Raw genomic sequence first — 22,059 nt, forward strand, 5'->3', positions numbered from 1 at the left:
ATTGGTACTCTAAACAGATAATGTCGCTCTTAAGTGTAGGTTATTGACCAGAGTCAGGCAAATCCATTTTCGACCGCAAACTTCACCAGACCGGCTACATTTTTTAGTTTGAGTTTGGTCAGTAAGTTCTTTCTGTGGGTATTGACTGTATTTTGGCTGATGAAAAGCTCTTCAGCTATTTCCGTAGCTGTATACTGTGAAGCAATGAGTTTGATAACTTCCTTTTCTCTCTTACTTAGCTCCGGGGTCTCTTTGTCGCGGGTATCCGAAAATAAGCTCTCCACTACTTTGTCTTTTACCATTTGTGAGAAATAGTCTTCTCCCTCATTAATCTTATGAATTGCATGTAGCAGTTCTGATTTCTCGGCATTTTTCAATAGATACCCATTAACTTTCCTTTTAGTGAGTTTTGAAACTATCAAATGATCGCTATGACTTGTGAGTGCCAAGGTTTTAACATTTGGATGATTTTGCTTAATGCTATTATTAAGCTCTATGCCGTCTACTTCAGGCATATTGACATCCATGATGAGGATGTCGACGTCACATTTACCGACAATCTCTAATGCCTCTCTCCCATTTAAAGCAGTATCTACGAGGTTGATGTCTTTTTCATCTTTCAATAAGGCAGTCAATCCATCAAGAAACATCTGATGGTCATCTGCAATCACTATATTAATTTTTTCTGACTTCATCCATTCTCACTTTTAAACGGCGTGCTCCTTCGCTACTGGAATATCAATGTTTACAATAGTTCCCCTTCCTACGCTAGAATCTATATCTATCGTTCCGTTCAACTTAGTCACCCGTGAACGAATACTCAACAAGCCTATCCCCTTACTGGCCTTGTTAGTATCAAACCCAACTCCATTATCTTCAATCAGAAGGTTTACATAATCATCATTCATAACCAATTGTACTTCCACCTGATGAGGCTGAGCATGCTTAATGATATTGCTGGTCAATTCCTGGGTAATTCTATACACTTCAATTTTTATATCGTCGTTTAGTTGATCCAGTTTTTTTCGAGGGTGACAGATAAAGTTGATACTAAATGAACTTCCTGATGAAATATCCTGAAGAATATCGCTGATCAACTGGCTAAAAGATGCACCGCCTATTCCTGGGGGGTTCAACTGATGTGTAATGGCTCGTACCTCCTTATAGGTGTTGTCAATCTTTTTCACCACAGTCATCAGACGATCATCTTGCTGAGTGTCTTCAGCAACTTTTGACAACATCAACTTAATGCCAGCCAAATTCCCGGCAATTCCATCATGCAAGTCGCTGCTTATTCGTTTCTTCTCTTTCTCCTGACCTTCAATATGCGCCTTAATTGCTTTCAACTCATGATCGCGGATGATTTCCAAAATTTTTTGCTTGTTGATTTCTTCTGTTTTTGCGTAAAGCAATTCCTTATCCTTCATTTTTTGTTGATAGACAAAAATGAGTATCAAAGCTGGTATCAACAACATTACAGATCCGACAATGACCGCGTTCCTGAACTGGGATTGTCGTTTAGCTTCAACCGTTTTCAGTTCTTTTTCTTTTTGTAACAATAGCATCTCTCCATCCTGCCTTTGTTTTTCGATTTGACTATTCTCAATGAGCACCTGTTGCACTTCGTTTCTTCCTTTCAACTGCAAAATCTCATTTTCCTTGCGTTGCGATAGCAGGCTATCAGTTAGACTTTTTTGCTCAAAGTCTGCTTGCTTACTTTTCAATAGCACCTCTTGTTGTAATCCCTCTCTTTTTAATAAGGCAATTTCCTTTTCCTTCTTTTCTGACTCATATTTTGCTAACAATTCCTCTATATGCTTATTGTTCTCGACCGTAAACAAACTATCCTTCAGATCAATATACTTTTCGCGGTGACTTAGTGCCATCTCGTATTGTCCCAACCCTTTATAGCATGAAGCCAAAACGTCGTGAATTTTTCTCAGATGTATTGCCAACTGATTGCTTTCGGCGATCTTCAATGACCTGTTGAGCACAAGAATGGCGCTGTCATATTCTTCTAAGCTTTTGAATGCTACCCCCTTATTGAATAACAATTGTGCGAATAATTCCTGTTGGCCAGAATCCTTCACAAACCCTTCAAGCTCTGTGAAGCTTTCAAGAGCCTCCCTATTCTTTCCCATGTGTACCTGTGCCACTGCAATATTGTGCAATCTGTTCACCTTACATCGTCTGGGGTTTGTGTCTTGCTCACAGTAATTCATGCTTTTTTTATAGAAAAAAATTGCGCTGTCATAATTCCCGTACCTCGAGTAGGTTACTCCCAGATTGTTGTAAAGCATAGCCAACTGTCTATCATTTGCATTTAGATCTAAACACTCCCTAAAACTGGCTATTGCGAGCTCATAATGTCCCATTTGTACATGAAGGATGCTTATGTTAATCGCAAAATCTACTATCTCTTTTTCGCTCTGCAGTGCAATGGCTACTTTCTCTCCCTTCTCAAAATAGAACAAGGCTTCATCCAGCTTTCCATATTTAAAATTTACACCTCCGAGCCTGTTATAAAGCGCTGGGAGGAGATCATCATTGTCCAGCTTTGTAGCCGCTTTGACTCCCTCTAGTAAATATGCTTCAGCCTTCTTAAGATCTTCGGCCACATTTATATAATGATTTCCCTTTTTGGTTAAACTCCGTACCAACCCCTCTCCGTAATTAAATGCCTTACTGATTTGAATGGCTCGATCAAGATATTCTAGCGATGTATTTTGATTGTGAGGTGCAATTTCCTCATACATCATGGTTAAAGTATCTACCTGTTGCTCGAACGGTAGGTATCCTATGCCTTTTTCAAAATCAACAACTGACTGGAAATTTTGAGCATAGGCTGTCTTGGATATCACGGCAAATAGCAACCATGATAGAATGATAATTTGAGCTTTGTTTACTCTGGTTTTCATTCAATTGAAAGGGTCTGTATTCGAATACAGCCTGTGATACAATTAGTTATTAATAAGACACATAGATAGCCATATTTAAGGTGTAATGAAATACACCTTTTTAAGTATTTTCATGTGGTACTGATGAAGGTATCTTTCAATCGATGCACTTACTACCTTGATTAACCCAACTTTGAGTTCAGCAAAATTTGGCTGCCTTCGTGTGTCTTCACAAACAGCATTTCTACATGAGATACTTTATGAGGGCTCGGATCATAGTATTACAATTGAACGTGGCATAGTAGGATTAAAGTGAGTTAATATGATTTTCCCTTCATATGCTTCTGCCACTTCCAAACAGATTTCAACATATCTTCTAGTCCAAGTTCTGCCTTCCACCCAAGTTCATTATTGGCCAGGTCGGTATTGGCATAAATTTTTTCAATATCACCATCCCTCCTTTCAACGATTTTATAGTTAACCTTTACTTTATTTACCCTTTCAAAAGTCTTGATAACGTCCAGTACTGAGTACCCTTTGCCTGTACCTAAATTGAAAAATTCATAGTCTTCCTTATTTGCTCCCTTCAAAAGTCGATCAAGCGCTACTGCATGAGCTTTTGCCAGGTCAACTACATGAATGTAGTCACGAACAGCAGTGCCATCTGGCGTATCGTAGTCATCTCCAAAAATGCTCAACTCGTCTCTGAGACCTGCTGCCGTTTGTGTGATATATGGAATAAGATTATTAGGTACCCCAATTGGCAGTTCACCGATCAACGCTGATTCATGAGCCCCAACCGGATTGAAATATCGCAGGGCAATTGAATTTAATTCGGGATAGGCCGTCGCTACATGTCTTAAAATATCTTCGCCTATTTGCTTGGTATGGCCATAGGGAGACTCGGCCTTTTGGAATGGGGTATCCTCGGTCACGGGCAGCTGGTCGGGCTGACCATATACGGTACATGAAGAAGAGAAAACCATGTGCCCTACTCCAAATTGTCTCATGGCATCCAGCAAGTTCATCAGTGAGACCAGGTTATTTCGATAATACAGTAAAGGATTGCTGACTGACTCTCCTACTGCTTTGCTTGCAGCAAAATGTATGATGGCATCTATTTGTTCTGCCTTTAGACAATCCATTAATTTTCTTTCATCACAGATGTTAAATTGATAGAATTGAGGTTTAACACCTGTAATCTCCTGAATACCGTCGAGTACCTCAATTTTACTGTTGGAGAGGTCATCGACAATGACTACTTCATAGCCATCTTTTATTAGTTCTACTGTTGTGTGTGACCCGATGAACCCTGTTCCGCCAGTCACTAAAATTTTCTGTGTCATCATTCGCTCGTTTGGAGTATATGTATCACAAGACAAGGCTAGATTTTTGTGCTACCACATTTTTAATGTCCTTCTGCCTCTCTGTTATTTGCCTGGTCAATTCCAGTTGAGTCCGCGACCTGTCCAGATTGTGATTCTCATGGTCGATTTTATAATATACATCTCCCATGAGATAGTCTGTCAAAAAGCGAACACCCATGATGTAGGCCAGTAAAGCGCCGGATAAACCCAAATATTCAATTTCAATTGTTGTTAGTATGTCTCGACAAGCGTCTAAATACCCTTCGGTAAAGGCTTCGAATTTTTTCATATCGAAATTAACCAGTTGCAAGTCGGTTTCGTCTTCTTTTGCTGTATTGGTACTCGTGCGAATGCCATCACCAAAATCATAATGTACGATGCCGGGCATTACAGTATCCAGATCAATCACACAGATACCCTTATCATTTTCGTCTAATAGAACATTGTTGAATTTGGTGTCATTGTGGGTTACTCTTAGTGGTATTTTCCCACCCAACTTGAGGTGTTCAATCTCACACATCAGGGACGCAATAGCCCGAACAAAATCGATCTCTTCTTTCACTTTTGACGCCCTGCCCCGAACGTCATCTTTAACAGCTTTTTCAAGCGCTTCCAGCCTCAAAATAATATTGTGAAACTCAGGTAAAGTATCTGTTAGTTTTTCTGCCGGAAAATCGGACAACAGTCGAAAAAAGGTTCCAAAAGCAAAAGCTCCCTGATAAGCCTGCTCAGGCGTTTCAACCACATCATATGATTTTGTACCCTTCTTGAATTCGAACATCCGCCAATAGTCGTCATGATGCTTGGTAAACAGCTGTCCATCAATAGTTTTCACTATTTCCAGTGTTTCCTGATTCCAATCCAAGGAGCTATTTTTTTTGATATGATCAGTTACCATGCGGATATTTTCCATCATCGCTGGCACATCTTTGAATACCTCATGATTCACCCTTTGAAGCAAGTAATCCGGTTGAGCATTATCCGTGTTTTTTGCTCGATAGGTATCATTGATATAACCACTTCCAAAAGGTTGTGTGTCTTGTATTTCTCCGGAAATATCAAACTGGTTTATTATTTTGTTGATTTTCATGTCTTTTACTGTTATGTCCAAAGTTTGTGAGGGTACACTTCCTTCTCAACCAGTTGATTAAGATTTCGCTGAGCTATGGGCTTGTCCTCTTTGTACGTGACTCCAAACCATCGCTCTTCTGACATCAGAACCGGCACTTTGATTCCCGATTTACGCACATTATCAAGTGTGGTAGGTATAAAAAATTCTGCCTTTGGATGTCCTGATTGTTCTTTGTAAAACTTAGCAAAAGCTTCTTCCATCTGCTCAAAAATGACAGAGGTAAAACCCATCAAATTCATGGAGACGATTTCCTTACCTGTTAATTCCGTTTTTACTCCTTCATCTTCAAAATAGGCCCCAACATTTTCTTTTTTGAAAATATGGGTGCGCTCAATAATTTCTTTCAAATTACCATTCTCATCCACCTGACATATACCACGCGACACTCTTCCATGATCTGATAGGGTGTTTTCCAAAACAAAACCTACCAGGCAAGCCGACAATTCCTCATTATTCAAAGTAGAAAGGTGGTCATGTATCTTTTGAAATGAGGATCTTCCATAAAAGTCATCTGCATTTACAATGGCAAAAGGTTCATTGATCACTGGGGCAGCCATCATTACGGCATGAGCTGTACCCCAAGGTTTTTCGCGGCTTTCAGGTACGCTAAGCCCTTTTGGCAAAGCATCCAATTCCTGATACACGTACTCCACCTGCACCTTTCCTTCCATTTTGGGACCGAACATCTCTTTAAACTCGGCTTCAAAGTGTTTTCTAATCACAAAGACTATCTTTCCAAACCCGGCTGCAATCGCATCGTAAATGGCATAGTCGACAACGGTTTCCCCGGAAGGTCCGAAATGGTCCATTTGCTTCAAACTTCCATAGCGACTACCTAAACCTGCCGCCAACACTACTAAACTTGGTTTATTCATTTCTTTCTTTTCAATATTCATTTAGCGCTATAGCTTACCTTTCAGGGCTCTAGAATCCATTTGGCCTAACCGTTTGCAACCCTGGTTCTATTCAATGACATAGTTGGATATTCTTCTGGCTCTAACAAATGATCCAGGATGATTCCCTGTTTGGTCCATTTAAAGACATAGTCTATCTCGTCTTGCACTACTTCTCGTCTTTCGCTAAAAAATGGGTCGGTTGCCCGTTCGAATTTTTTAAGTTTGTCCAAAATCCTTTTGCGAGTGAATACAATTTCTTCATGACTTTGAACAGGAAACTCATCCAGACATGACAAAAACCGTCCAAATGCCTTAGCCCACTCATATGCGCCCTCCCGAGTCTCCGTAATTTTCTGTCGCTCTTGCCTGCCTGGTATTTGAAATAATCTCCAATAAAACCCCATACGATCCCTGTAATAATGACCACCAACTTTTGTCTCAAGGAGATTGATAGATTTGAACTTTGTAAATGCTTCATTTAAATACAAATAATTCAAGATTGATGAAATGTTTTTCATCAATACACTGGCATCCCTGAATATCTTATGGTTGACCCTTTGCAATAGGTAATCTTCCTTCTTCCCGTTGGAGTTGACCACCCAAAACGTGTCATTGATGAATTCCCCTTCGAGAGATTCAACCCTGCAACAAGAACAGCAGATTCTAAACTGATTTAAAGCCTCCAGCATTTCCATGGGTCAAAATTCATACCTCACAAAGGCTTCCATAGCTTCATATTCGGTAAGTCCCAATTCGTCATAAATGCTCGCCGTTTCACGATTTCTATCTTCTGCCCGTTGCCAAAACTCCCTTTTGTCATCTCCGGGAAACACTGGCGAGTCTTTTTGTGACTGGTGCTTGAAAATGGCCTTTCGTTTCTTCAACAAATCCACTGGACTCAAGGGAACCGCCATTTCAATTTCTTCTACTTCCCACTCTTGCCAGGCACCTCGATAGAGCCACAGGTAACAATCTTTGGCCCATGCCTCATCTTTTACTCTGGACAATGCAGCCAGTATAATATCCAAACATACTTTGTGCGTACCATGTGGGTCCCGAAGATCACCGGCTGCAAATACCTGGTGCGGCTTTACTTCCTGAAGCAAGTCAACAAGAATCTGAATGTCTTCTTCTCCCATTCCTTTTTTGTCCACTGCGCCCGTCTCATAGAACGGTAGGTTAAGAAAGTGAATGCGCTCGTCTGGCAAACCTACCAGACGAGCCCCTGAGGCTGCCTCTCCCTTTCGGATCAGACCTTTGATAGTCCGTACCATTTGGGTATCCACAGCACCCTCTGCCTTGCTCAACACACTATCTGTAACTTCTTGATGTGCCTTTGAAACGACATTTTCGCTAAGCCCTAGTTCTTTTGAAAGGTCCTGATAAAAATCCATGAACCTGCGGGCATCGTCGTCGAAGACTGCAATGTTTCCTGAGGTTTGATAGGCTACGTGTACCTCATGCCCCTGCTCAAACAACTTGATGAAAGTACCTCCCATTGAGATTACATCATCATCCGGGTGCGGACTGAAAACTATAGATCTTTTTTGAACAGGCTCTGCACGCTCAGGCCTGTGCTTATCATCCACTCCTGGTTTACCGCCTGGCCAACCGGTTATGGTTCTTTGAAGTTGATTGAATATCTCGACATTCAATTCCTGGCTATCCGAGTAACGTGCCAACAAATCACTCAGGTCGTACTGTCGATAGTCCTCGTCGGTGAGTTTTAGGATCGGTTTGTTTAGCTTTTTACTCAACCAAATCACTGCAGATTTGGTCAATCGATCATCCCAATCACAAACTGAGGAAACCCAAGGCGTCTTTATCCTTGAAAGATGCAAAGCAGCATTTTCATCCAAAATCACTTCTACATTTGGATGTTTTTGAAGAAAAGTGGCCGGCACCTCTTCGTCCACTGACCCTTCTACGGCTTGTTTAATAATAGGAGCTTTCTTTTCTCCCCAAGCCATTAGAATAATACGTTTGGCTTTGAAAACGCTATTGACGCCCATAGTAATGGCTCGTTTAGGTACAAATTCCTGACGACCAAAATCTTCGGCTGCATCCTGCAGAGTCAACGAGGCTAGTTTGATCAACCGGGTTTTGGATTCCAGGTGTGACCCTGGCTCGTTGAAACCAATATGTCCCGTCCTGCCTATTCCAAGCAGTTGTAAGTCCAACCCTCCGAGGCTATCTATCTTTTCTTCATATGTTCTGCAAAACTCCTGGATCATATCAATGGATAACTCACCATTAGGGATATGGATATTGGAAGGGTTGATGTCCACATGATCAAACAAATGGTGATGCATGAAGTAATGGTAACTCTTGGAGGAGTCTTTCTTCATTGGATAGTACTCGTCAAGATTAAAAGTGACCACATTCTTAAAGCTCAAGCCCTCACTCTTGTGCAATCTGACTAATTCTTTATACACCTTGATTGGACTAGATCCCGTGGCCAGTCCTAATACGGCAGGCTTCCCCTCACTTGCTTTTGCTCTTATCAAGTCAGCAATCTGTTCTGCTATGGCAATTGATGCCACCCGATCCGACTCAAATATTCTTACAGGTAGTCGCTCGGTGCCTCCTTTGATGTCATTGGTCTGCTGTATCATGGCTCTTCTCAACTTTTGTTTGATACAAAGGAGAACAATCAAACTACAAAAAACAAGGAAAATTGCAAAAATGTGCACGTGCACATTTAATTTGTTCACGTGAACCTTAAATCAAAAGTTTAATTATATTTGCTTAAATAGTCAATTCGACTCAATTTGGTCGAATGAAAAAGATGCGATATACATCCAAGGACATAGCTAAGCTTGCAGAGGTTTCCAGGGGAACGGTTGATCGGGTTATTCACAACCGCGGGAAAGTATCAGAAGTGGCCAGAAAGAAAGTGGAGAAGGTGCTGAAAGAGATTAATTATCAACCCAATGTTTTGGCCAAGGCGCTGCAGGCCAATCAACTCATTAGGATCGCGGTACTCATGCCATCTCCAGAAAACGATGTATTTTGGAAGGAACCACTGGCTGGTATTGAAGCAGCCCAATCTGGGATGGATTTGTTTGATGTTTCTTATGAAAACTTCTATTTTGACAGGAAAAACAAAGAAGATTTCAAAAGAATGACCGGTGCGGTACTTGAAAGTCAGCCCGACGGGATCATCCTTGCTCCTTTCTTTTATCGCGAAGCCCTTGATTTCCTGAGTAAATGTCAAGAAAAGGGACTCCCTTGTATCACTTTCAATACACATATGGATAGCGACTATCTCCTGTCCTTTGTAGGACAAGACCTGCATCAGAGTGGCCGGGTAGCTGCGGGTCTGCTACATAAAATCACCGCGACCAGCGGGACCATCCTAGTCGTGCACTTCAATGAGAACATTTCCAATGCCATGCATATGCAGGAAAAGGAAGTGGGATTTAGAGATTTTTTCAGTGACAAGAAAACAGAGGGTTGGAAAATACACACCATAAACATCACAGAAGAAAATCAGCAAGATCAATTTGATCACCTGGATACCTTTTTCAACAATGACCCAAATATTGTTGCCGCTTTTGTGACTACCTCCAAGACTTACCGTTTCGCTCAATATCTTAAATACAATCATATCCATTGTTCTTTGGTAGGATACGATTTACTGGAGGACAACATTAAACATTTGGAATCCGGAGAAATTGATTTCCTAATCAATCAAAACCCCAAAAAACAAGCGCAACTAGCCGCAACACTACTCACAGATGCTCTTACATTGAAGAAACAGGCTCCAAAGGAAATACTTCTTCCATTAGACATCATAAGTAAAGAAAATATCGAATCATTTTTGTAAAATCTATGACACTAATCAAATCCATTTCAGGTATAAGAGGAACAATCGGCGGGAGCCCCACAGAAAACCTAACCCCTTTAGACATTGTCAAATTCGCAGCTGCTTATGGCCAATGGATACAAGGCCAATCCGATGGGCCGGTCAAAGTAGTCATCGGCCGGGATGCCCGTTTATCCGGTAAGATGGTTTCAGGCTTGATTACGAATACACTAGTGGGACTTGGCATTGATGTACTCGATCTTGAGCTTTCCACCACTCCTACTGTGGAGATGTCCGTGCCGAGAGAAAAAGCTGCAGGCGGTATCATTGTCACTGCCAGTCACAATCCCATCCAATGGAATGCTCTTAAACTACTCAATGCTAAGGGAGAGTTTTTGTCAGGCTCTGATGGAGAAAAGATCATAGAACAGGCAGAAGCTGAGGATTTTACTTTTGCTGAAGTATTGCATTTAGGACAGGTTCGGCAAATTCCAGATGCCATTGAGCAGCATATCGACGACGTCCTGGCACTTCCATTGGTGGACAAGGAAGCCATAGCAAAAAAAAAGTTTAAGGTGGTATTGGATGCGGTCAATTCTACCGGTGGATTGGCACTTCCTCCGTTATTAGAGGCACTGGGTGTTGAAGTAATTGAAAAGCTATATTGTGAACCTACAGGTCATTTTCCTCACAACCCGGAACCTTTGCCGGAGCACTTAACAGATATTTGTGACACCATCAAAAAAGGCAACTTTGACGTAGGATTTGTGGTGGACCCCGATGTCGACCGACTGGCGATTATTGATGAGAACGGCACTTTTATCGGGGAGGAATACACTTTGGTGCTTGTCGGAGACTATGTTTTGTCACAGACTCCTGGGGACGTTGTTTCTAATATGTCATCATCTGCTGCTCTTGGTGTAATTGCCGAGAAGCACAATCAAACAAGATACGACTCAGCCGTTGGCGAAGTCAATGTTGTTCAAATAATGAAGGAGGTCAATGCCGTCATCGGTGGTGAAGGCAATGGAGGTATTATTTATCCTGAACTGCACTACGGCAGAGACTCCTTGGTTGGAATCGCATTGTTTCTTTCGTACATGGCTAAGAGTGGTAAAAGAGTATCTGAACTTAAGGCTGCTGCTCCGCCTTCCTTTATTGCTAAAAACAAAATAGAGCTGACCCCGGAGATTGACGTAGACAGTCTCTTGGAGAAACTACAAAAGGTGTATGCAGATGAAAAATTAAATACCGAGGACGGTTTGAAAATCATCTTTGGCCAGGAATGGGCACACATCCGTAAATCCAACACAGAGCCGATTATCCGAATATATACCGAGTCGGAAACAGAACAGCAAGCCGTTGAGATTTTTGAGCGAGTGAAGAGGGAGGTGGATCAACTAATCTGACCTGCATTGTGTTGGCAGGGCCTTAAGATTAGCGTTGAATAGCAAAGACTACCCGTCTTGCTTATTCAAAATAAGCGCTGTTCAGCTTACTAGGTACCGGTGCGTTGACTTCTTTTCTCCAGCTTTTTAAATCTCTCATCAGCTCGTACAATTTTTCAGGATTTTTAAGCGCCAGGTTTACTTTTTCTGAAATGTCTTGAGTCACATTGAACAAGGACAACTCTCCTGTTTCAAAATCCTCTATCAGTTTCCAATCCCCTTTGCGTATCGCACCGGAAGGAACAGCTCGCCAACCTCTGACCAACTCGTTGGGGTATTTGGTATTTTTTAGACCCTGAAGGTAAGCTGGAAAATGCCAGTACAGACTTCTTGACTCCAGTTTTCCGCTCTCAAAAAGAAGTGGTGTTAAGTCTTTTCCATCCAGCAGCAAATCAGGCTCGTTTATACCAGTCACGGCCATCAAAGTAGGAAAAAGATCAATACCAATCACAGGCACGTCACATTTGGTCTGAGAATTGATCTTTTCTGGCCAATGCCAAAACATGGGCACCCGTATACCTCCTTCATAGAGCATGCCCTTCTCTCCCCTTAAGGGTTTGTTCGAAGTAACAGAACCCAAACCTCCGTTGTCTGAGTAAAATATCAGCAAAGTTTGTTCAGACAATTCTAATTCATCGAGTTTGGCTACCAGATCAGACAGGCTCCGATCCACGCTTTTGATCATAGCAGCATACGTTGTATTGTCTTGCTGATCTTTTGTCACTTTATTTGAAAAACCCTCTTCGTCTTCTTCTTTCGCTTCTAGCGGTGTGTGAACCGCATAATGTGACAGGTACAAAAAGAAAGGTCGGTCAGCATAATCTTCAATAAAAGATAATGCTTCATCTGTGAGTCGGTCTGTTAGGTATTCTCCCGCTTCACCATCTTCAAAACCTGGAATTCTATAGGGGCTAAAATAAGTTGGGGGATGGCCTCCTTTGAATCCTCCAATGCTTGTATCAAACCCCTGATTGGAAGCATCTGAACTCTTGTTTCCCAAATGCCATTTTCCAATTTGAGCTGTTTTATAGCCGTTTCTTTGTAGTATCTCTGCCACCGTGGTAAAGGAAGAATCTAGTTTCGTTTTTGTGGGATAAGGAACCAATTTACGTTGCGATGAGGCTCCACGTGCTGCCGGGGCTACCGTATAAACACCATGTCTGGGTGTGTACAGACCGCTCAGCATACTTGCGCGCGAAGGCGCACAATTCGCAGCGTTGGCATACGCACTGGTGAACACCATGCTTTCTCCTGCCAGGCTGTCTATGATAGGAGACTCATAAAATTCACTCCCCATGTACCCAAGATCGCTCCAACCTAAATCATCTACATAAAAAAGGATAATATTTGGCTGGCTCTGGCCAAATCCTGGCAAAATCCAGCTCATAAATACTAAAGCAAGGCATGTAATTTTTGCGATTTTTGAATAGGGTAGTTCCGCTACACGTTTAGTCATTATTAGATTTTTTGATCTCCCAAAAAGGGAATTTTAAAACTTCCTACCTCAGGCTCCTGATGTTCTTGCTGAAATAAACGTATGGCTTTTTCTACAATATCAGGACGATCGTCAACAAGATTATTTGTCTCCAATGGGTCTTCTTCCAAATCGAAAAGTTCGACTATCGGTTGATCCTTAAGAAGATTTTTTCGAATCACTTTCCACCTTCCCATTCTGACTGCTTGCTGTCCTCCATAGGACGGAAATTCCCAATACAAAAATTCATGCTCCTTCTGTCCTGACTTCCCCTCAAGTGTAGGCAACATGCTCAACCCATCCGAATCCTGTGGAGTAGCCACTCCCGCAATATCACAAAAGGTAGGCATTACATCCCAAAATGAAGAGATCAGGTTTGTGGTGGTTCCTGGCTGTATATGCCCGGGCCAGGAGGCAATCATTGGGACTTTTAGCCCTCCTTCTCGCACGAAGCCCTTTCCATTTCCATAATCACTTTTAAATGGCTTAGCACTATCGAACCAAGGAGAATCTGTTCCTCCATTGTAGGTAGGCCCATTATCTGAAGTAAAGACAATGAGTGTATTTTCATAAACGCCTAATTCCTTTAATTGCCTGATCAAAAGCCCCACTTGCTCATCCAGATATGAAATCATGGCTGCATATCCCGCACGTGGATATCGATGCGGAAAATACCCCTTCTCCCCTAGATAGGGCTCTTCGTCACCAAATTTATTTACATAATAATCAACCCATCTCTTAGGTGCCTGAATTGCAGCATGAGGAATAGGTGTGGCCCAATAGAGGAAGAATGGTTTCTGATGATTTTCATCAACAAAATCCGTAATATCGTCAAACATGAGATCGGGTGAATAATCCGCTAGAGCAAACGGCGCGTAGCTGCTTTCATCTTGCGGGTCTGCATTGGGCGATAGTTTAGTATTAAAGGCCACAGTATCATTATTTAGGTACACACGCTCCTCATTTTCATAGAGGTGCAATGGATAGTAAGTATGTGCCTGCCGCTGACAGAGGTACCCAAAAAAATGATCAAAGCCCTGTTTGTTCGGCACTCCTTCGGATCCAGGGCCACCCAGGCCCCACTTGCCAACTACCGCAGTTGTATACCCTGCCTCCTGCAGTTTTGTCCCAATCGTGATTGTCCCTGCCGGGATGGGTCTTTGCCCTTCTAGCGTTGAATCTTTTGCCATAGCCAGATAGTTCCACACATCTCCTCTTGCAGGCATGCCATCGTTGCCTCTCACATAAGTATGTCCGCTGTGCTTTCCGGTTAGCAAAACACATCTGGAAGGAGCACAAACAGGAGCTCCGGCATAATGTTCTGTAAACTTCATACCTGCTCTCGAAAGTGCATCGATATTGGGCGTTTCAATCTTGTCCTGACCATAGCAACCCAACTCGCCATACCCCATATCGTCGGCTAATATGTAGATAATATTAGGTTTGGTGTTTAGCGTTGTTTTTTGCTTCATCGAGCATCCGCTAATAACGCACACACAACATATCAGCTGTAATAAGGTTAAGTGAAGTTTCTGTAGTATGATCATTGTTATTTTTTAATTCATTTAAATGGGAAACTAAATCGGTCAGATTCCTTTTGAGCTTCGGATAATCGCTGGCACCTAAAAAGAGAGATTGATTTTTTCATTCGAGCCTGCTTTGATATTTTTCACAATCTTCATTTCTCCATCTGGATTTCCTATTCTCAAAGTATAAACACCCTTATCAAACACTTTTGGCCTGAAGGACTTTCCTTTGACTCTCACCGAATAAACTCGTTCGCCATCAGCTTCATTGATGACTTCTATTACTGCGTTCTCCATGCCTTCTATCTCAATTTCAGGTAAATAAGCCACCGCTTTTTTTCCGTAGTTGTCTAGCTGATTGATTTTTATTGGCCATCCGGGATACTGCACGCCTTCACCTGTTGAAAGGTCCTGAAATCTAGGCCAGCACTCCATGACTATATCTCGAGTCTCTTTGTTGAGCCTAACAATTCCATACCCTGCTGCTCTATCATACAGTTCAATAGGCTTACGGCCTGTTGAAAATGGGTTCGCCACTGCATTTACAGTCATTTTGTTACCAAAACCGTCTAAGAAACCGCCCGTCACCTTTGGGAATTCGGGAGATGGGTTCATACCTGGCTCCGAAGGAAACCACCTTCTTGGCCAAATATTGGAAATTGCAGGCACGCAAAAAGCATATCCACCATCGTCGTATCCATCTACACCATACTGCGAGGTACTACCTAAATGTTGATCACCTGCGATGTGAAATGCAAATGCTTTTCTTAAGGTTCGAATCGCCCGGTCCCTTCCTTGCTGAGGCCAGCCGTTGGTATCAAAATCTGATACAGGACGATCATCTGAAGGGTACTCACCTGGCTTCATGATTTTTAGTTTGGGTACTACATTGTCATTGATGGCACTCCTGGGAAGTGTGCCGATATTATGGAAAATGGTTTGAGAAAGCAACACTTTCATCCAAGCATCTCCACTCCAGTCAGCCGTCCAGTCTTCCAGAAAACGATGCTGACGCTCGCCTAACAATGTCGCATTTTCCACCTTAGATTGTGTCTGAGCACTCCAAGATTGGTTTTCAGGCCAACCATTGTAAATACCAGCTTCAGGCAAAAAGTTTTTAGGAGCTGATTTCCACTTTCGGTCTTCCAATATGGCAAAGCTGATACCCGCGTACTTCAACTCAGTGAAATATACTCCGATACCTTGCTGAACCGGTTCTGGGTCAACAGGATCCGGCAAATGCCAGGTCTGTGATTTCTGAACCATATTCACCCACGTAGCAGGCATTTTGAACCCGCCATAATCCTGAGCCTTAGCTCCTTGTCCTAGAGAATCAGCCACAGAATGTCCCCCTTCTCCCCAAAGGTTACCGTGAAAGACATCATGATCGTCGGGAATGGTTACCGTAGGATAATTATTAGTCAACTCTCCATACGCCCAACCAAACTGATACCATTTTCTTAAGTAGTCCAATGTAGCCTTATTCAAGGGTGTCCGTTGAGTACCAAACCCACCGGTGCTCTCGTACAATTGATCTCCTCCAAAAAAGAGCAGGTCAGGCTTGTGATATTTGATTGCCGAAACCAAATCATTTGCCGGAAACCCCAAGTCACGATTGCAACTTAAGGCTGCTACCACAAGTTCATCTTTTTGGAGTGGCTCTGCTCTAATGGTTCCAATAAGAGTATCGGTTCTGATCCCCATATTCATATCCACGTAGGAATAGCATGCTCTAAATGGGGTATCCTCAATAGGGAAAGGATTTGTAAATCGAAAGTGAGCCGTTCTAGTCATAGGATCTATGGCTGAGGCACTTACTTTGGTCCATTCCTGGTTGTTCTTTAGCTCGAGCGAAACTTCTTTATCATCAAATTCGCCAACAGGCGTCATCTGAATACTCATTTTGACTTCTTTCTGATGTTCGGTATACTGTGCAAATAGCAACGGGCCAAACTTTCGTTCGGTAAAATATTTCAACTTACTACCTTCAGAATACCAATTAAGGAAGGCCGTACCCTGGTGCTCTGATTTATCCTCAGGGGGCTGAAAATGACTCACAATAGAAAAACTTCCATTGAACTTAGTCGTTTGCCAATCATCAAACCTCAGTGTGCGAATCGTATCACCCGATGTTTGGGTCAGGCTGAAAACTAATTCAGCCTGACTTTCAACATGGTCACTTATAGATACAGATAGCACCAAACCTCTTTGCAGCCATCCAGCATCTATATTTTGTGTACCAAGAACTTTGGTTTCGTTGTTTCGCACAAACATCAGACCTTTTGTTGTTACTCCAATTTCTATGCCTTTGCCATAGATGGCGTCATCTCGATAATCGTTGAATTTTCCTTTTTTGCCGATCTTGAAGCCTACCCAATTGTCGTCACTAGGAGGAAGACTATTCAACACTTTGGCCTGAACACTGGTCATAAAATATCCTGGTTCATCGCTGACTTCATGGGTCAAGAGATGAAGGTCCCGGTTTGGCTTGGCGACATTACAAACTATACTGCCGTTTTTTATTTCCCAGTCTTGGAGTGGGTTGGCCCAATATTCAGGACCGACCCATTCCCTGTTTATTACACTAAAATCTGCCTTTAATTGCTCAGAATCGGCATCCGAACATGATATTGAAAACCACAAGAAAAAAGAACCTAGGACACCTGCAATGAGGTTTTTATATTTTGATTCAGCGCACATGCTTTTTATCCTTTTCAACATTTTTAATAAAACAGATTTCAATATCATAGCAACACATTAGGCTTTAAAACTTATTAAGGCTCAAATCACAAACCACCATCCCAGTCCGGGTTCTGCTGACCCAAGCTTGGATTTTTCTCAAATTCTGCCTGTGGCACAGGCAACAACAAGTGTTTGTCTGCAATATTATCAGCCTGAATTTGAGCCATATCGACCAGTCCCTTCTTCTCTCCGGCGGCTGCCACTTTAGCAGGTAGGGCTTTGATTTCAGAAACCAGTGTACCCCATCTCATCAAGTCCAACTTTGTTTGGTTTTCGCCTATTAATTCCCATGCACGCTCCTGTCTGATAGCCAAACGAAGTTGACTTTGATCCAATCCGGAAAGATCTGCAAGCCCAGCTCTTTGTCTTACTCGATTGATACTGGTCAGCGCGCCGGCCTGATCATTGTCTTCATTGGCGGCTTCAGCATGTACAAGTAAAATATCTGCGAACCTAAACAGCACCATATTCAGACCTTGCTTGTCTGTCGAGTTGGCCGTTCTCTGCATCTTTCTGAGATAAGTAAAGTTCAGGTTATCACCATTGTTATTGGTATCCTGAATGACAGCATTCAATCGATCATCAGCCGGATCATAAGTATCAATAAAACTTTGCCTCACTACATAATGACCAAATCCAGTCATCCAGTCCTCTCTGTTGGCCTTTTTTTCATCTTTCTTTCGAGGTGCATACCGTTGCCCCTTACTGGTAGTCACCAACTCCTGCTGGAAATCGACAGTAAAAATGATTTCGTTAGAATATTCATTTGCTTCTGTAAATACATTTGCATAGTTGGAGAGCAAATCGTGGTTCGAATCGGCTATAATATCGGCTGCTTGCTGAGCCGCGTTACTCCATTCTTGCTGGTACAAATAGGTCTTAGCCAACAGTGCCTTGGCTGCCCACCTTGTGGCTCTCACCTTATCGAAATTATCATCATACGACTCTGGAAGTAAACCAGCTGCTCTGAGAAGATCGGCAATGATCTGTGCTCGAACTTCTGAAACTGCGGTTCTTGAACGACTGGCAATTTCATCAGCATTATTAGTTAGCTCCTCAGTCCACAGCGGTACATCACCAAATAGCGATGAGAGGTAATAGTAAGCCAATGATCTGTTGAATAGCGCCTCCCCAATAAATTGGTCCTTGTCCTCTTGTGCTAGCTCAGATACTTCCAGTCTGCCCACAGCCTTGTTGGCATCTCCAATTATCCTATAGAGTGATTCCCAAATGTCAGCAAAATCTCCAAACGTAGAGGTATAGTCATATCTGGACTGAGCCAATGTAATCACCCTATTGGGAGAAACGGCTGGGTCTCCGTGCATAGTAATCATTTCCAGGTCACGTCCAAATAGATCTCCACTCGACCAACGTGCATACATACCTGCAACCGCCGTAAGTGCGTCTGCTTCCGTCTGGTAGAAATTTTCGGGTGAAATAAAGTCCTTTGGATTTTCCTCAAGGAGATCATCGCAACTTACCGCGGTCATCACAATCATTAGGACAACCAGTCTTATCAGTTTATTATTATATAAATTATTCATCTGTTATCTTCTTTTAATTGTGAATTAAAAACCAACTTTCACCCCTATAATGAAGGATCTGTTCTGAGGATAATCAGTTTGATAAAATCCTCTTTGTAATGTGCCATTCCCATTGGTGGTTACATTATTAACTTCAGGGTCATATCCTCTGAATTCATCGCTAGTCAACAGCCATAGATTGGTTCCGGTGAAATACACTTGAGCCTGGCTAAGTGCTTTCGTTTTTAGCGGAATGTTATAAGCAAGATTGACGGTTTTGAGGCGTAAGAACGACCCGTCATGCACATCTGCAGTACTAGACAAAATATGCTGTACTGCATCCGCTCTTGGGATATCAGAATCTGAATTTTCCGGTGTCCAGCGATCTACCACGAACTGATAGTTGTTGGCTCGAGTATCACCATAAGCAAAATCATTCCATACTCTTCCGTACAAATCATTGCCAACACTTGCCTGTAAGAAAACATTCAATTGGAAACCTTTGTATTTCACCGTAGAGGTAATTCCACCGAAAAAATCTGGATTAGGGCTTCCTATAACATGAGCATCAGTTGCATCTACTATACCATCTCCATTATGGTCTTCGTATCTCTGATCACCTGGCTGCGCCGTGGGCATCGTTCCATCTGCATCAATCTCTTCCTGAGACTTCCAGGTTCCCAAATAATCCAGGCCAAGAAATGCTCCCAGCGGTTGTCCCGGTATTAGAGCTGATGCAGCATTGAGTTCGGGCAAACCTGTTCTTTGCAAAATAATTTCCTCTACACCATCATTGAGAAAGACCACTTCATTTTCATATTTGGATATATTAAAACCTAACTCGACAGTTAGATCAGAGCTAGATACAACTGTAGAGTTGACCATCAGCTCGAAGCCCTTGTTTTCAACAATTCCTACATTTTGCAATTGCGAATCAAAGCCAACCTGAAATGGAAGTGCTACATCTAAGAGCAGGTCTTCTGTACGCTTCTGATAGTAATCGAATTCAAAACCTAATCTTCCACCGAAGAAACTGGCTTCCAAACCAATATCCAATTGTCTGGTTGTTTCCCATTTCAGATCAGGATTGGGCAATCTGCTTTGTGACAATCCGACAAATTCAATCCCGCCAAAGCTAGCAGCGCTTTGATTTACACTCAGCGCACCAATGGTTTGATAAGCCCTGATTCCTTGATTACCCGAATAACCAAAGCTGGCTCTTAATTTCAGGCGATCAAAAATATTCATACTTTGAATAAAGGACTCCTCACTCAGGTTCCAGGCAACTGCTCCTGAAGGGAAAAAAGCGTATTTATTGTTGACACCAAATTTGGAGGATCCATCACGTCTCCCGGTCAGGGTAAGAATGTACTTACCTTTATACACATAGTTCACTCTTCCTAACCAGGAAAGCAACGCTGATTCGGTCAGTCCAGACGTAATCTCTCTTTGGTCGGCTGCAGCCAACTCCACGCTATTGAGTCCTGCAACATCTGTAAAAAGCTGGTCTGCTTTGATTCTAGTACTTTGCTGAACATCCTTTTGATAAGTAAAGCCTAACACCGCACTTATGGAATGATCCTCTGCTAAAGTTTTAATATAACTCAAGGTGTGTTCGGTAAGGAAATCTCGGGACTGCGATTGCCTAATGTCAGCAAATCCACCTTCATTATTTCTAGCCCGACCTGGCAAAGTACCTGGCTCATATACATTGGTCGTAGAATTCGACAAATTGTAGTTGAACGATGGACGGAAAGTAAAGTCCTTCAAAAATGTAACCTCGGCGTACAAGCCTCCAAAAACACGGCTGGTAATCACATGATCTGTAATCTGTTCAATGTCCGCCACAGGATTGTTGAAAAAGGCTCCAGTGAAAGAATCCTCATCGTTAAAATCTCCATCGCTGTTATAAACAGAATCAGCTGGATTTAATCTCAGCAAGGTGTTCAAATTCGTTTTGTTTCTTTCTCTTCTGGTAAAACTGGTATTGATCGTTGTTCCCAATTTCAGAAATGAGCTGGCCTTCTGTGTCACATTTGCCCTAAATTGATACCTTTTAAACCCACTATTTTTGATGATACCTTCCTGATTGAAATAGTTTGCAGAAATGTAAGCCTGCGTATTTTCAGTACCTCCTGAATAACTTAGGGTTGTACTGGTAATAGGTGCAGTTTGTGTCGCTACATCTTGCCAGTTTGTACCTTCTCCAATCAGTTCAGGATCCGCATACACAGGATCATCACCAGCAGCTATCGCTGATTCGTTAACTAGTTCAGCATATTCCTGACCATTCATCATATCAACAAACGAGGGTAGTTTTTGAATCCCGGTATAGTGATGTATTGAGAATTTGCTTTGATTAGCTGAGCCTCTTTTGGTGGTCACCAATACTACGCCGTTGGCTCCCCGTGCCCCATAAATGGCAATAGATGAAGCATCCTTCAATATCTCTATCGATTGAATGTCTTCCGGGTTAATAGTAGACAAATTTCCAGCACCAATCAGACCATCGATAACAAACAAAGGCTCATTTCCAGCGGTAATAGAGTTTCCTCCTCTAATCCGAATTGTAGTTTCCTGGCCTGGAGCTCCGTTTGTGGCAGTTACGAACACTCCTGCAGCACGGCCTTGTAATGCCTGATCAAAATTAGGTGTAGGAACCGTATTGATATCCTCAGCCTTTACTGTACTTACTGCCCCTGACAGGTCACTCTTCCTTACCTGACCATATCCTATCACAACAACTTCACTAAGGGATTGAATGTCCGGCTCGAGGGTAACATCGATCGTGGTCCTATTGGCCGGAACTTCGATGGTCTTATACCCTATAAAAGAAAAAATCAATGTACTTTTTTCATCTACCGTTATAGTGTATCCACCATTAATATCCGTTACCGTCCCGCTTGTCGGGTTTTGTTTGTCTATAATATTTACACCAGGTAATGGCTCACCCGCTTCATCGACCACTTTACCTGATACGGTAAGGTCTTCGTCTGCAGCACCCTGTTTAGCTGCCCCTGCTACTACCAAAAATGGCATCATCAGAAAGGCCAAAAGGCACATTATTCTTTGGAAGAATATCAGGATAGGTACTTTTTGATTTCTTCTTGAACTTATTTCGTAATATTTATTTTTCATATCTCTCTTCTTTTAGATTCTGACCGAGTCAGAAATACTTCAATTTTTATGGAAGAATCAGATCTTCATTATTCTCTTCTTCAACTATTATTTGATGATTTAAGAGTA

At 42.2% G+C, this 22,059-nt stretch carries 14 protein-coding genes; 2 read left to right on the plus strand and 12 right to left on the minus strand.

Going from position 1 to position 22,059, the window contains the following annotated elements; genetic code table 11:
- Nucleotides 1-53: 53 nt before the first annotated feature.
- The 7 genes from ABJD64_RS06050 to nagB form a co-directional block, all read right to left on the minus strand.
- The gene (locus ABJD64_RS06050) at nucleotides 54-695 is read right to left on the minus strand and encodes a response regulator transcription factor (protein ID WP_348179725.1); all 642 of its coding nucleotides are present in this window, start codon (nucleotides 693-695) and stop codon (nucleotides 54-56) included.
- 12 nt (nucleotides 696-707) lie between these two features.
- On the minus strand, nucleotides 708-2,918 hold the full coding sequence (locus ABJD64_RS06055) for a sensor histidine kinase (protein ID WP_348179726.1): 2,211 nt from the start codon (nucleotides 2,916-2,918) through the stop codon (nucleotides 708-710).
- 296 nt (nucleotides 2,919-3,214) lie between these two features.
- Entirely contained in the window at nucleotides 3,215-4,243 is a 1,029-nt protein-coding gene (gene galE / locus ABJD64_RS06060; protein ID WP_348180398.1) for a UDP-glucose 4-epimerase GalE, read from the minus strand.
- 25 nt (nucleotides 4,244-4,268) lie between these two features.
- Nucleotides 4,269-5,354 (minus strand): aminoglycoside phosphotransferase family protein, encoded by a 1,086-nt coding sequence (locus ABJD64_RS06065; RefSeq protein WP_348179727.1) that lies wholly within the window; start codon nucleotides 5,352-5,354, stop codon nucleotides 4,269-4,271.
- Between the two features lie 11 nt (nucleotides 5,355-5,365).
- On the minus strand, nucleotides 5,366-6,271 hold the full coding sequence (locus ABJD64_RS06070; protein ID WP_348179728.1) for a sugar phosphate nucleotidyltransferase: 906 nt from the start codon (nucleotides 6,269-6,271) through the stop codon (nucleotides 5,366-5,368).
- Nucleotides 6,272-6,336: 65 nt separating this feature from the next.
- Nucleotides 6,337-6,987 (minus strand): hypothetical protein, encoded by a 651-nt coding sequence (locus ABJD64_RS06075; RefSeq protein WP_348179729.1) that lies wholly within the window; start codon nucleotides 6,985-6,987, stop codon nucleotides 6,337-6,339.
- Between the two features lie 3 nt (nucleotides 6,988-6,990).
- Nucleotides 6,991-9,006 (minus strand): glucosamine-6-phosphate deaminase, encoded by a 2,016-nt coding sequence (gene nagB, locus ABJD64_RS06080; protein ID WP_348179730.1) that lies wholly within the window; start codon nucleotides 9,004-9,006, stop codon nucleotides 6,991-6,993.
- Nucleotides 9,007-9,071: 65 nt separating this feature from the next.
- Between nagB and ABJD64_RS06085 the strand changes: the two genes are divergently transcribed.
- Together ABJD64_RS06085 and glmM are read left to right on the plus strand one after the other, a co-directional pair.
- Complete coding sequence (locus ABJD64_RS06085; protein ID WP_348179731.1) at nucleotides 9,072-10,121, plus strand: LacI family DNA-binding transcriptional regulator; 1,050 nt, start codon at nucleotides 9,072-9,074, stop codon at nucleotides 10,119-10,121.
- 5 nt (nucleotides 10,122-10,126) lie between these two features.
- Nucleotides 10,127-11,509 carry a phosphoglucosamine mutase gene (glmM, locus tag ABJD64_RS06090; protein ID WP_348179732.1) on the plus strand — a complete coding sequence of 461 codons (1,383 nt, stop codon included), beginning with the start codon at nucleotides 10,127-10,129 and terminating at the stop codon, nucleotides 11,507-11,509.
- 61 nt (nucleotides 11,510-11,570) lie between these two features.
- On the opposite strand, the gene ABJD64_RS06095 is transcribed toward glmM, so the two are convergent.
- The 5 genes from ABJD64_RS06095 to ABJD64_RS06115 all read right to left on the minus strand — a co-directional run bounded on the left by ABJD64_RS06095 (nucleotide 11,571) and on the right by ABJD64_RS06115 (nucleotide 21,951).
- Nucleotides 11,571-13,004 (minus strand): sulfatase, encoded by a 1,434-nt coding sequence (locus ABJD64_RS06095; RefSeq protein ID WP_348179733.1) that lies wholly within the window; start codon nucleotides 13,002-13,004, stop codon nucleotides 11,571-11,573.
- Between the two features lie 2 nt (nucleotides 13,005-13,006).
- Nucleotides 13,007-14,494, minus strand: a complete 1,488-nt coding sequence (locus tag ABJD64_RS06100) for an arylsulfatase (protein WP_348179734.1) — start codon at nucleotides 14,492-14,494, stop codon at nucleotides 13,007-13,009.
- A gap of 150 nt (nucleotides 14,495-14,644) precedes the next feature.
- On the minus strand, nucleotides 14,645-17,269 hold the full coding sequence (locus ABJD64_RS06105; RefSeq protein ID WP_348179735.1) for an alkaline phosphatase D family protein: 2,625 nt from the start codon (nucleotides 17,267-17,269) through the stop codon (nucleotides 14,645-14,647).
- Nucleotides 17,270-17,334: 65 nt separating this feature from the next.
- Nucleotides 17,335-18,834, minus strand: a complete 1,500-nt coding sequence (locus ABJD64_RS06110) for a RagB/SusD family nutrient uptake outer membrane protein (protein WP_348179736.1) — start codon at nucleotides 18,832-18,834, stop codon at nucleotides 17,335-17,337.
- 24 nt (nucleotides 18,835-18,858) lie between these two features.
- Nucleotides 18,859-21,951, minus strand: a complete 3,093-nt coding sequence (locus ABJD64_RS06115; RefSeq protein ID WP_348179737.1) for a TonB-dependent receptor — start codon at nucleotides 21,949-21,951, stop codon at nucleotides 18,859-18,861.
- Nucleotides 21,952-22,059: the final 108 nt, after the last annotated feature.

It is taken from the genome of Reichenbachiella sp. (assembly GCF_039944555.1).
In the GTDB taxonomy this organism is placed as follows: domain Bacteria; phylum Bacteroidota; class Bacteroidia; order Cytophagales; family Cyclobacteriaceae; genus Reichenbachiella.